This is a genomic window from Acinetobacter sp. EKM10A (genome assembly GCF_011075215.1).
GTDB lineage: Bacteria > Pseudomonadota > Gammaproteobacteria > Pseudomonadales > Moraxellaceae > Acinetobacter > Acinetobacter baumannii.
This window is the reverse complement of record NZ_JAALLK010000001.1, coordinates 553,917-567,476: the sequence shown is the minus strand read 5'-3', so window position 1 is coordinate 567,476 and position 13,560 is coordinate 553,917. Positions and strand designations below refer to the sequence as shown.

Below are 13,560 nucleotides of genomic sequence, written 5' to 3'. Positions count from 1 at the left end.
TGTACCAATTCTCATTAAAATAAAAAGGAGCTGAATAATCAGCTCCTTTTTTGTACTAAATCGACCTATTAAGTCAACTGAGCAGCAGCAATTTTCTTAGTATCTACTTTATCAGCAGCATTTGTATATTCGCCCATTTGGTCGAAATTCAAATATTTGTAGATGTCAGCAGACATACTGTCAATTTGAGCTGCATATTGTTGGTATTCTTCTGGAGTTGGTAATTTACCAAGTACAGCAGCAACAGATGCAAGCTCAGCAGATGCTAAGTAAACGTTAGAACCTTGGCCTAAACGGTTAGGGAAGTTACGTGTAGAAGTCGAAACAACAGTTGTGTTCGGCGCAACACGTGCTTGGTTACCCATACATAATGAACAACCAGGCATTTCTGTACGTGCACCAGCACGGCCATAAGTGTTATAGAAGCCTTCTTCCATTAACTGATGTTCGTCCATACGTGTTGGTGGAGCCAACCATAAACGAGTTGTTAATGAACCGCTTGGTACTTTTTCAAGTAACTGACCAGCAGCACGGAAGTGACCAATGTTAGTCATACAAGAACCGATGAATACTTCATCAATTTTGTCGCCTTGAACGTCAGAAAGAAGTTTTGCATCATCTGGATCGTTCGGGCAGCAAAGGATAGGTTCTTTGATTTCTGACAAGTCAATTTCATACACTTTAGTGTATTCAGCATCAGCATCAGCTTTAAGTAAGCTTGGGTTTGCTAACCATTTTTCCATGTTTTCAACACGGCGAGCCATCGTACGTGCATCACCATAGCCTTGTGAAATCATCCACTTAAGCATTGTGATGTTAGAACGTAAGTACTCAGCAACTTTCTCTTCTGAAAGTGTGATTGCACAACCAGCAGCTGAACGTTCAGCAGAAGCATCAGAAAGTTCGAATGCTTGCTCAACTGTTAAGTCAGTTTCCATTTCTGTTAAGTCGATTTCTAAGATACGACCAGAGAAGATGTTTTTCTTACCTTTTTTCTCAACAGTAAGATCGCCTTCTTTGATTGCATAGTAAGGAATCGCATGCACAAGGTCACGTAAAGTGATACCAGGCTGCATTTTACCTTTGAACTTAACAAGAACTGATTCAGGCATATCAAGTGGCATTACACCAGTTGCAGCAGCAAAAGCTACAAGACCAGAACCTGCTGGGAATGAAATACCAATTGGGAAACGAGTATGCGAGTCACCACCAGTACCTACTGTATCTGGAAGAAGCATACGGTTTAACCAAGAGTGGATAATACCGTCACCTGGACGTAAAGATACACCACCACGGTTCATGATGAAGTCTGGAAGTGTATGTTGCATTTGTACATCAACTGGCTTTGGATAAGCAGCAGTATGACAGAAAGACTGCATTACTAAGTCAGCAGAGAAGCCCAAGCAAGCTAGGTCTTTTAACTCATCACGAGTCATAGGACCAGTTGTATCTTGAGAACCAACTGTAGTCATTTTAGGTTCACAGTAAGTACCTGGACGGATACCTTGGCCTTCTGGAAGACCACATGCGCGACCAACCATCTTCTGAGCTAAAGTGAAACCTTTGCCAGTGTCAGCTGGTTGTACTGGAGTACGGAATAATGTAGATGGAGCTAAACCTAAAGCTTCACGTGCTTTAGCAGTTAAGCCACGACCAATGATCAAGTTAATACGGCCACCAGCACGTACTTCATCTAAAAGTACTGGAGTTTTAAGTTCAGACTCAGCGATTTGTTCACCATTTTTGAACGCAGTGACTTTTGCAGCAGCATGATCGATTTTAAGAGTAACTTCGTCACCCATGTTCATGTTAGAAACATCGATCTCTACTGGTAATGCACCAGCATCTTCCATTGTGTTAAAGAAGATCGGAGCAATTTTACCGCCTAAGCACACACCACCGTCTTTTTTGTTTGGAATGTGAGCGATTTCATCACCAAAGAACCAAAGAACAGAGTTTGTTGCAGATTTACGAGATGAACCTGTACCAACAACGTCACCTACATAAGCGACTTGGTTGCCTTTAGCAATGAGTTCTTTAATTTGGCTTAATGGACCAACTTCACCTGGTTTTTCAGGGTTGATACCATCACGCTCATTTTTCAACATTGCATTTGCATGCAATGGGATGTCTGGACGGCTCCATGCGTCTTGAGCAGGAGACAAGTCATCAGTGTTTGTTTCACCTGTTACTTTGAACACAGTGATTTTGATTTCTTCTGGTACATCTTTACGACTAGTGAACCATTCAGCATCAGCCCAAGATTGTAAAACAGCTTTTGCATTTGCATTGCCAGCTTTAGCTTTATCAGCTACGTCATGGAACGCATCAAATACAAGTAATGTTTTTTTCAAAGCTTCAGCAGCTAAGCTACCTAATTCAGCATCATCCAGAAGCTCAACTAAAGGCGCTACGTTATAGCCACCAAGCATCGTACCTAGTAAATAAACTGCACGTTCTTTAGAAACTAGCGGAGATGTCGCTTCGCCTTTTGCAATCGCTGCCAAGAAAGCTGCTTTTACGTAAGCTGCTTGGTCAACACCTGCAGGAACACGGTTTTCAAGCAAATCAACCAAGAATGCTTCTTCACCTGCCGGTGGGTTTTTTAATAACTCAACAAGTTGAGCAGTTTGAGCATCATCAAGTGGCTTCGGTGGGACTCCGAGTGCGGCACGTTCAGCAACGTGTTGGCGGTAAGCTTCTAGCACGGTGTTCATTCCTCTTTTTTTAAAAAATTACTTGTAAATTCCAGCTTTCACAAAGCTTCACAAGTAATATGGACTACAAAATTTTACTAGAGTTCAAGCCAAAAGTTAATGAGCGCGGGGTGTTTCTCCGTGATGCCCATTATTTTGTAACTAAATACCCGTGTATAAATAATGATCTTAATGATGGATTTATCATGCGGTATTTTAAGTTAAAAGAACACTCCACCTTAGTGGAGTGTTTGACGATGTCTTATACACTTAGAATTTTTTGTAGTTTGGCATTTTGTCATGTGGGGTAACCAAACACTCATCTGTCATTTGTTTTCTAATCTTTTCTTGTAAGGCTTCTGGATTCGTTTTTAATTCTTCTTGTGGAATGGCGTAAACTTTTTCAATAATATTAAAGATGAATTTTTTCGTAATTTCGTCTTCAATTTTATTAGCATGCTCAATAGCTTGAGACTTCTCAATTGCTTGCTGACGGTCAAACAGAATACTTCTTGCTGCATTTCCCACACTTGTACAATAGCCATGCCATTGCTCTTCAGGTGTTAAAGGCTTTTTTTCTGTACAGCCGACTAATAACATGCCCATTAAAACAAATAAAACTTTTTTCATCATTACTCTACACAGACTATGCTGCCCACATCATACTGAATCTGACAGACTTTGCAAAAATTCTACTTATATGTCTTTATTTTTGCCCAACATTCAATAAAAAACCGAGATGTTTTCATCTCGGTTTTTAGTGTTCTTAAAGTGTTTAGAATCGCCAATTGTAGAATAAATCTATTGCTCGTTCTAAAGATTGACTTGCTTCCAAATACAAACGGCGGTTCATTTGATAACGCAACGTCAGTTTATTGACTGGAGTAAACACACCCACACCATAACGAATAAATAAATCAGGTGTAATGTACCCAGTTAAACTTACTTGAGTATCATCTCCTGTACCTTGAGCATCTAATGCAAGACCACTCAAACCAAAAGTACGTCCAATTTGATTCGTTAAAGCACGAGTACCACCCAAGCCCATACTAATACCGGCAGCAGCAATTGTATTGTTCACATCAGATTTAAAGCCTTCTGCATTACTTAAACCACTGGCACCTTCATTAATACGCCCTGTCACGAGTGCATTTAATGCCTCTTGTTCAGAAAGGCCTGCATCATTATAAACTTGAATGTTTGGTGATGAAGCAGTACCAGTGACACGAACCCCAACCATACTACCCTGAACATTTTTATTCGCATCAATATCTAACGTCGGGTTTGCCAATGGGCCATTAAAACGGGCAATTGCACGGTTTAAATCTAGGCTTTGACCATAGGCCTCAATTTTCACTTTTTGACTTACACCAATAGCACCCATTGCTCGCATTGCTGTTTCATAACCGCGTTGGGTTAAATTCAAACGCCCCACTAAAGGAATATTACTGTTAAAGCCTTGGAAGATGACTTGATTGCCAATATTTACCGAGATATCTGCACGGATATCCCACGGTTTTGCCGCACGTAAAATTGCAAGTGGGTCCTGACCTTGGCGAACAATACGAACATCTGAAGATGTGTTAACCACTGGTGCAGTTGTTTCAGGCATTGAAATACGTGCACGAGGAACATCTACTGATCCTTTCAAGCTTAAACGCTTATCAAAAGGATACATATCAAGTGTCAAATTCGGATTTGCAATGGCCGTAATTAATGGAGCTTGACGTACAAGTAAGTTATCACCTTTTAAGTTTAACTGTAGACGCGGTGCATTTTTCCAGTCAAAACTACCTTTAAGTAACCCTACACCTTGTCCACTATTGAATGCACCATCAATTGTTGCCATGTCCTGACGAATAGATGAATACACCTGTACATTGGTTAAATTAACCGGCAGGGAAATCATACTGATCGCCCCGTTTTTCAAACGCATTTCGCCCGTAAACTGTGGCTGGGTCAAAGTACCATTCACTTTGCCAGCTAAGGCTAAGGTACCACTCATTGAACGTACATCTTGAATGAATGGTTTTAACACTTTTAACTGTACATCGTTAAAAGCTACCTCTCCATGCATCGGCATAGATGATTGGTATGGATTAATAATAACATTCGCATATCCGGTACCAATATCAGGTGTTTTTACATCGACACGGAACAATAAGCCTTCTGAAATACTTTTCGCAATTACACTCAGTTCATCATAAGCCAAAGTAGTCGGTGGATCTTGCGGGTCTTCCGCTGCTAAGCCCAGTTCACCTTTTCTTGTCACTAAGCGTGCATCAAGCTTAGGATGCCCACCATTTACCCAAGAAGCTTTAGCATAACCATTAAGTTGACCAGTCATAGCCAAACCTTCCGGCATGAACGCAGCAAAATCGCCTAAATCTAGATTCTGAGTAACAAATGAAATATTGCCTTGCGCTTTACTCACACGCACAGGCTGGTCAAGACACAACTGGCTATTTGTACTTTGCCAGCAATGTTGTCCAACATATAATTCAGAACGTGCCGATGAGAAAACAACTGGTGCATTTTGATTTTGTGCTAGACGAATCCGGCGTGAATCAAAACTTCCTTTTTGAATTTGCCCTAACCAATCATTCTTCGCATTAAATCCACCTGCTAACTGAACATAGAATTTAGAAACATTATTATTTCCTTGCACTTTTAATAAATGTGCTTTTCTTGTTCCTGTTAAATTCACCTCAGCAGACTGGATTTGACGGCTACCACTACGTAAATTGTCTAATTTTGCTGTTAACTGAGTTGGTGTTGTTTCGGAAGTAGGCAATTCACCCTGGATACGAAGTTTTTTAATACTGACTAATGTATTAAATGCAAAATTATCAACTGCAATATTCGCCGTAGCTTTCAAACGCGGTTGAGATTGGACACTCAAGTCTCCATATGCACGCCCACTTAAACCCGGATACAACTCATAAAGCGCAGGTGCATTCAGCTTAATTTTTAAATTCTGTGCATTACCAGTCGCCTGCAACTGGTTTTGCGCATAAACTAAAAATAGATTATTTGCTTCAAATTGCTGAGGTAAAAAGCCTTTTTGGTTCGAATCCATAAGTATGGATAAGTTACCTTTACCTCTGACTGGCTTATTATTCAAATAACCCGCAAGGTTCAATTGTTGAATATCAATACGCTTTAACTTGTCAGACCAGATGCCTTGTGTTTTTACATTTCCTGAAATTTCACCTTTTACACTAGAGGCAAAATATTGAGGTTTAAAGCGTACTAACGAGCTATTAATATCCCAAGCAATACGGTCTTTTAAATTTAATGACCCAGTCGCATAGATTTTCCCAGCAACACCATCATGTTGTAACTGACTAATTCGGATAAATTCTGGGGTGCCTGCAATAGAAAACTTTAATAGTCCATTGGCTTGATTAAGCGCTTTTAAAGATCCGTCATAATTGACCGCAAAGCCTTTAAAACCGCCACCAGCTTTAACATCATTAAATAATAAAGCTGCTGTACTTTTTCCAGCTAGCGCAACCATTTCTTGACCTGCTTGAGCCAAGCGACCTTTTAAATCAATTTTTTCAAGCTGAATAATTTGTTGATTTGGCTTTGCAAAACCGCTGGCTTTAATTGATCCGTTGAGCAAGTTAACTGGCGCCGCTGTATGTATACTTTGTGGATTAAAGTCTTTTGCATTTAATAATGCATTCCATGCCAGCTGACGTTTTTCACTTGGTAATAAGACTTTGGCCTGACCTGTGAGGCTACCCTTTTGAGCCGCAAAACTAAAACTAGGAACATTAAGAATATTATCTTTAACATTCAAAGTTGCTAAATATTGTCCAGCCGGTAATAAGGTCTGTTCATGCTGATATACTTTTGTCGAAACTTTAATATCTTGCTGACCGTCTCGCAAAGTCAAATCAACTTGACCACTATCACTACTTAACCAACCTATATATGGCATAGCACGATCTATATTTGCCCAAGCCACATTCATAAACATAGGTTGTGGCTTCTTATTCTTTTCAGGTGCTTGGTTTAGTTTAAGTTTCCAAGATTCATAGCGGTCAAAGTCTACATTGGCAAATACTTCCGTACCTTTTTCCAAAGAGCCAGTTGAAGAAACGGCTGCATCTAAACTTGGCGGTAAGAAATCCTGAACAACCTGAGGAATAGCTTTGTCTTTAGGATTAACATGATCTAGACGACCTTTGATGTCCCAAGTGACATGATCTTTCCAGTTCACTAATCCTTTAAGATTAACTGCACCCTTCATGACCTGCCCGTTAAAATCAGTAATATTCAACTGATGAACCAGATCAGTATTCATTAAGGCGTTGTACTGGCCTTCAGGTAAATTCTCCCCTTTTAAATCTGTCTCAAGCGCTAAGTTGAGTTGCTTAACATCACCCTGAAATTTAATTACACCGTTTTTAGCAAATAATTTTTGCTCAACCAGTAAAGGCAAGTGATAATTTTTGAGTAACAATGCACCTTGCATAGGCACTTCATGACGAACAGGATGTAAAACAACCCAACCTGTTAATAAATCTGGTGTTGTCGTTGCTACACCGGCTTGCAAGGTATCTAAACTACCCCGCGCTGCCACCTTAATATTTTGGATGTTTAAACTTTTTAAAGAAGGAATTCTTAAATCTGCAGTCGCATTCAGTGGGTATTTGCCGCTAAAGTCCATATTTCCTGTTGCGTTATGAACAGAAAGATACCCCATATCCATACTTGAATTTTCAAATTTCAGTTTTGTCTCTGACCACAAAGCATCATTTAGATGAACGTCATGGAAATTTACGACAGAACCTGAATTTTTAATTTCTAAATGATCAACATCTCCAACATCTACACGAAGCACAAATGGTAATTTAATGGGTTTAAACTCAAATGGCTTATCCGATGGCGGCGCTTTGTTAATAATAACTAGGTTACGGACATCTGCATTGCTCAAATGCACTTCTTTTTCTAATATTAAAGAACGCCACCCTAAACGGACATCAGCTCTATCTAAAGTAACGTCAACTTCTTTTAACTGAACAATAATATTTTTAAGAATAATTCCCCTGAGTAAATTACCCCCCTCATATTCATATTTAATGACTTGCTGAGCTTGTAAAACACGATCTAATAAAAAACGGCTTCCACGGTCAGTCGACATCATAATAATGATGGAAGCAACAAGTAATAAAAGTATGATCAAGATTGTCAGCAAGAAGCTACGCAAAATACGTCGATTCTTAGGAGAGCTAGGTGCCGAAGTGGGCTGCTGTTCTACTTCCGCCATAAAATAAACCTAATAAAATTTTATTTTTAAAGTTGTGGACCAATAAAGAAATGCAAACGAATCGGATGGTTATCATCAGAAATACCAGAAGCCACGTCTAAACGAATTGGTCCAATTGGGGACTTCCAACGAATACCAACACCCACACTATAGGCCGTCGGATTACTAAAACTCTTATCGTAAGCATTACCAAAATCAGAAAAAACAGCTGCTCGCCAACCCTCTTTGAATTGATAGTTATATTCTAAAGAGCCTACCGCTAAAGCCTGTCCACCAATCTTATATCCATTATCTTCTGGTGAAAGACTTTTATAATCAAAACCACGAATTGTCTGGTCACCACCAGTAAAGAATCTTAAATTGTATGGAACTTTATCAAACTCATCGGTAAAAATATAACTAAAATCGGACCGCCCAACAAACTGATGGTCATCATTTTCACCTAAAGAATAAATAAATCTCCAACCCGCAGTTGCAATCGCCATATTGGCATCTGAAAGTAAACTTTCACTACCTAATTCTAATTTATAAGTTTGTTTAAAAGCTTTGGTCGGGTTTAAGCGTGTATTACTTGAAGTTTTAGAGGTCTCATAACTAAATAATAATGCTTCTTGCTCTGATGCAGCAGTTTTAAATGCATCTGGTAGCTCAGAGATATCCACATTCCCCTTTTGAGTTAGGCGGTCGAGACGATAACGTACCCCAATAGTATGTTGCCAGTTTCCGAGTGGTTTTTTAATAACTCGCTCACCCCCTAAAACTGCCGATTCTGTAAGTAAGCTTACATCCGGACCAATATCATCCCTCGTCTCACGCTCGTAACCACCCACAATATTAAAGTAATCATTTAATGGATGTTTATAAGGAATACTATAGCGCCCATCTATAGATTGACGAATTTGGGAAAGCTCCAAGTTTGCGTCAAATGAATGACCGTATTTATTTACAATCGAACGTCTATATTGACTACGTAAACGGGCGCCAGTGTCGGTACCATAACCAATACCTGTTTCCAGACTATTTAGTTTATCGGCATTTAACGTCACTATCACTGGTATACGTTTTTCTTCCCGAGCTTGAGCCTGTAAACGGTCTTGTTCAGACTCTTGTTCTTCATGTTGTACAGTTGCAGCTTTTAAAGATGCAGGTGCGGCTTGTACACTTTCAGTTCCGGCAAATTGTTTTTCATCTACCACATTTTGTGTTACTTCTTTACTTGAGGAAGCCAACTGGCGTGCTTTGGCAAGTTGTTGTTGCTCTAAAGGAAGCAGCTTCGATTCGTCAATATCAACATTCTGCTGATCGACCAACGCTTGTAAATCGGGTGGTAACTCAAGTGGTTTTTCAATTGGGTCGGGTTTAATTGAATCGACCAAGGTATAGTTAAAATAACGTGAGTTAGTCAGGTTATTTGCTAAAACATTTACACGCCAAAAAGCATAGTCATCACCCTCTTTCCACGGTGCCATGCTTTCAAGAATATTCATATTTAAAGGTAATGGTTTTGATGGATCGCTCATGCGAAACTCAACCTTACCAAGCTTATAACGCTCACCCGTCTCATACTTGAGGTTAATATCCGCTTTATTTTCAGGTTGGCTCACTTTTACGTCATGTAAACGCCAATACGCATCAAAATAACCATTATCCGATGCAGCATCGACAATTCGGCTTTTTGTGGTTTCGTAAAGACCATGATTAAAAATATCACCTACATCTTGGTCAGGAACTAAACGAATGACCTGAAATTGTGGCTGTTTTGCACCAGCACCAGTAAATTCAATGTTTTGTTCATTAATCCGTACTGGTTCATTTGGCGTTACATTAACGCGTACGCGACTGGCACTTAACTTTTCAAAACGAAACTCGGCATTGTAATAACCTACAGCTTGAGCAGCCTGATTACTTAAGCTCCTAAGTTGCGGTAGCGCTGCATTAAAATCTTCAAATGATTCTTGGGTAAATGTAGATAATTTACCTTTGATATTTTTAGCTAAATCATCTGGCGCACCCGTAACCTCAGCAGTAATACGGGGTATCTGCTCCATTGGAATTACCCGAGGTGGACGGATTTTATTGAATATACGTCTAAAGAAACCTTTTTCTTCGGGTGGCTCTTCAACGGCAGCAGTAAGCTCAGGTAAAGTTTTTCCTGTTTCATTGGCTTCAACCACAATCTTACTATCAGATTGAATCTCATGCATGAGCTGGTCAATATTTACAGGGGCCTGATTAATTTCATGTAATTCTGCTTGTGATGCGTCATTCACCACCATTTCTGGTTGTTTTTGCGTACCATTTTGGAAGTTTTGAGCCTCGTTTTTTGCCTCTTCTGCTACCCGATAAATTTCATTTGCCATATTCTGGTCAACAGGCATAACCGGTAAGTCTTCAAGATTATCAAGCGTAATTGGCTTAAATTCTTCAATCTGATTCGGAAATTGTTCTTGTTGTTGCAATATAGCCAAGCTATCTTGTTGTTGCTGTGCTTGAGTTACAAGAGTAGCGACATCGGTAATTGGAACATCACTTGGGTTATTTGTATTAGTTTGTTGTACCAATGAATCTGTTACCGTCTGGTTTGCTTCTGGTGTAACGGTCTCAGCCGAACTTTGAGCATAACAAGGAGTAACACATAAACTTAATAATAAGCTGCTACAAATAAGTTTAGGTATACTCTGCATTTTTAAGATTAAATGCATAGAGTGAGAAAGAGTTGACTGTTTAAACTTAATTTTAGAAGGCATGAAAAACTCTAAACTTATTTTTTAATAAACGCACCAATATGAGGACAAAACTCACTCAAAACCATTGATTTTTCATTTAATCAAGCGTTAAAAATATCATACATGGTTTTAGATGCAAATTAACACTCCGTCACATTTTTTTATAAAACTCAATGAAGCTTGCACATGATGAAACAAGATGAATCCCTGATGACATCACGTCGGTTTGTACCGATGTTTTTTACCCAGTTTTTTGGCGCATTAAATGACAATGTTTATAAGCAAGCTTTATTGTTAGTCATTACTTATGGTTGGATTCAGCAACAATCTGCACCAGTAAGCACACTCAATAATTTAGCAGCATTGTTGTTTATTTTGCCATATTTCTTTTTTTCAGCAACTGCCGGACAAATTGCTGATAAGTATGAACGCTCACAACTTGTCCGTGGCATAAAAATTTTAGAAATCATTATTATGCTCATCGGTTCTGCCGGTTTTTTATTGGGGCATTTATGGTTGCTTCTTTTAGCCCTATTTTTGATGGGCACACATTCGACTTTCTTTGGTCCTATTAAATATGCCATTTTGCCAGAAATCTTAAAACCACATGAACTCATGTCTGGCAATGCCCTGTTTCAGTCTGGTACATCCATGGCCATCTTATTCGGAATGATCTTGGGTGGTGCCGTAATTGCATCATCAGATGGAAACTTATTGTGGATTAGTATTACTGTAGTAGCGATTGCTTGCATAGGCTATTTATTCAGCCGTTTCATCTTGCCACAAAAAGTTGCCGCACCTGATTTAGATATTGACTGGAACTTTGTTCGTACAAGCTTTCAAACTATCAAATATGCCAAAAGCTTACCGTTAGTGTTTACAATTTTGTTAGGTAACTCATGGTACTGGTTTTATGGAGCGACTTATTTAACCCAAATTCCGCAGTTGACTCAACAAAACCTTCATGCATCGGAAAATGTGGTTAGCCTATTACTCACTTTCTTTTCAGTCGGTATTGGTGTGGGTTCTCTTCTTTGCCGCAAAATTGGTGGTTCAGAAATTAATATTAAAATGGTGCCAATCGGTGCAGTTGGCCTTACTGTTTTTGCGCTCTACCTTGCAGCCAGTCTGGCTTTTGTACCTGAAAGAACTGGAGCATTACTGACTTTAAAAGATGTTTTTACCCAAGGCTGGGCTTACTACCATGTCATGATTGCTGTGACTTTATTGGGTATTAGTGGCGGTTTTTATATAGTTCCTTTGTATGCCATGATGCAGGCTTACTCACCACGCTCACATCGTGCCCGAGTGGTTGCAGCAAATAACATCTTAAATGCCGTTTTTATGGTTTCTTCTGCAATTTTCTCAATCTTAATCTTAAGTGTTTTAAAAATTGATATTAAAATACTATTTATTATTACAGCTGTACTTAGTGCAATCTTTAGTATATGGCTTCTTGCCCGACTAAAACCAATGCTTGCCACAGCACATCTTTCTTTGGAGGACTAATTTATGCGCCACTATACTGGAATTGATCAACTTATTAACTCTTTTGATCAAGCATTACGTAGTCTTGTTCCAGGTGCCACAGCAGCACAGCGCCAAAATCCAGCTGAAACAGTAGAAGCAAAACTTGGTGTAGAAGATGCTCGCCATGTTGCAGGTTTAATGCGTGTTAACCATAGTGGTGAAGTGTGTGCTCAAGCACTTTATCATGGGCAAGCATTGACAGCGAAATTGCCAAATGTACGCCGCGAAATGCAACAGGCAGCGATTGAAGAACAAGATCATTTAGCTTGGTGTGAAGATCGTTTAAAAGAATTAAACAGTCATACAAGTTTGTTAAATCCTATCTGGTATGGCCTTTCATATGGTATGGGCGCTCTTGCGGGTATAGCTGGTGATAAATATAGCTTAGGTTTTGTTGCTGAAACTGAGCGTCAGGTAAGCATGCATTTGCAAGACCATTTAAACCAATTACCTGCTCAAGATGAACGCTCGCGCAAAATTCTAGAGCAAATGAATGAGGATGAGTTGCACCATCGTCATACTGCACTTGAAGCAGGCGGTGTTGAATTACCTTATGCAGTAAAAATCAGTATGACTGCTATTTCAAAGTTAATGACAAAAACTAGTTATTATCTTTAAAAAAACAAAGGATTGACCTCATTCAGATCAATCCTTTTTTAAAATATTATTTTAAGCCGTGATCATATTTGAAACGTTCGATATCTCGAATTGAGTTCCAATAGTTTCTGTTAATACGGTCACGATCAATTTGTAATTCTCTTAAAAGCTTACGATAACGTTCACGCTCTTCTGGCTTTAATTTTTCGTTGTAAGCACTGTCAGAATATTGCTTAAACTTTTCGTCATAACGATCATATTCAGCTTTTGCATTGTAGTAATCGGAAGCTGCTCGATAATAAGGTCTTAAACGATTACGCTGCTCAACTGGGCATACATTAATATTGCCGTTACCCTCTAAAGCGTTATAAAAAATATTTGATGGTTGGCAATAATACCCTAAGCCCTCTTTATACCCACGTTCATATGACTTTTGATCTGGAACAATATTGGCTTTTCCACACGCTTTATAATATTGATCTAAACGTGGCGAAGCCCCCTTTGAACCATCTTTCTCACCCACTAATGACCAATTCGCAGTCTTACATTCTTCTACGCTCATTGCAGCACAACCTGAAAGACTGATTGCTAAAATGGCTAAACCGATATTTTTCATATTAAGAGAACTCAAAAATAAAAATTAAAAAAACGCAAAAAATAAAATTCCAGTACATGTGCTATATAAGCCTTGTTCAATTCAAGATTTATACATAAATGTTTAACTGGATAA

Annotated in this window: 7 protein-coding genes; 2 read left to right on the top strand and 5 right to left on the bottom strand. The window is 39.0% G+C overall.

All coding sequences use genetic code 11. The annotated features are described in order from the left end of the window. Positions 1-68: 68 nt before the first annotated feature. From G9371_RS02565 to G9371_RS02550, 4 genes are all read right to left on the bottom strand, one after another. Positions 69-2,708: a bifunctional aconitate hydratase 2/2-methylisocitrate dehydratase gene (locus G9371_RS02565; RefSeq protein WP_000888596.1), complete on the bottom strand. Its 2,640-nt coding sequence runs from the start codon at positions 2,706-2,708 to the stop codon at positions 69-71. Positions 2,709-2,966: 258 nt separating this feature from the next. After that, entirely contained in the window at positions 2,967-3,329 is a 363-nt protein-coding gene (locus G9371_RS02560) for a hypothetical protein (RefSeq protein WP_001985446.1), read from the bottom strand. Between the two features lie 142 nt (positions 3,330-3,471). Beyond that, complete coding sequence (locus G9371_RS02555) at positions 3,472-7,977, bottom strand: translocation/assembly module TamB domain-containing protein (RefSeq protein ID WP_165471250.1); 4,506 nt, start codon at positions 7,975-7,977, stop codon at positions 3,472-3,474. 26 nt (positions 7,978-8,003) lie between these two features. Further along, a complete protein-coding gene (locus tag G9371_RS02550; protein WP_001139444.1) occupies positions 8,004-10,724 on the bottom strand; it encodes an autotransporter assembly complex protein TamA in 2,721 nt (906 codons plus the stop codon). Between the two features lie 165 nt (positions 10,725-10,889). Between G9371_RS02550 and G9371_RS02545 the strand changes: the two genes are divergently transcribed. Together G9371_RS02545 and coq7 are read left to right on the top strand one after the other, a co-directional pair. After that, positions 10,890-12,212, top strand: a complete 1,323-nt coding sequence (locus G9371_RS02545) for an MFS transporter (RefSeq protein ID WP_004840827.1) — start codon at positions 10,890-10,892, stop codon at positions 12,210-12,212. A gap of 3 nt (positions 12,213-12,215) precedes the next feature. After that, positions 12,216-12,851 (top strand): 2-polyprenyl-3-methyl-6-methoxy-1,4-benzoquinone monooxygenase, encoded by a 636-nt coding sequence (gene coq7, locus G9371_RS02540; RefSeq protein ID WP_029424694.1) that lies wholly within the window; start codon positions 12,216-12,218, stop codon positions 12,849-12,851. Positions 12,852-12,897: 46 nt separating this feature from the next. Here the strand turns inward: coq7 and G9371_RS02535 are convergent, their stop codons facing one another. After that, the gene (locus G9371_RS02535) at positions 12,898-13,446 is read right to left on the bottom strand and encodes a DUF2799 domain-containing protein (protein ID WP_029424693.1); all 549 of its coding nucleotides are present in this window, start codon (positions 13,444-13,446) and stop codon (positions 12,898-12,900) included. Positions 13,447-13,560: the final 114 nt, after the last annotated feature.

What these genes read in the sequence shown, in the direction of transcription:
- G9371_RS02545 (WP_004840827.1), top strand. Translation starts at nt 10,890, where the DNA reads ATGATGAAACAAGATGAATCCCTGATGACATCACGTCGGTTTGTACCG.
- G9371_RS02560 (WP_001985446.1), bottom strand. Translation starts at nt 3,329, where the DNA reads ATGATGAAAAAAGTTTTATTTGTTTTAATGGGCATGTTATTAGTCGGC.
- coq7 (WP_029424694.1), top strand. Translation starts at nt 12,216, where the DNA reads ATGCGCCACTATACTGGAATTGATCAACTTATTAACTCTTTTGATCAA.
- G9371_RS02535 (WP_029424693.1), bottom strand. Translation starts at nt 13,446, where the DNA reads ATGAAAAATATCGGTTTAGCCATTTTAGCAATCAGTCTTTCAGGTTGT.
- G9371_RS02550 (WP_001139444.1), bottom strand. Translation starts at nt 10,724, where the DNA reads ATGCCTTCTAAAATTAAGTTTAAACAGTCAACTCTTTCTCACTCTATG.
- G9371_RS02555 (WP_165471250.1), bottom strand. Translation starts at nt 7,977, where the DNA reads ATGGCGGAAGTAGAACAGCAGCCCACTTCGGCACCTAGCTCTCCTAAG.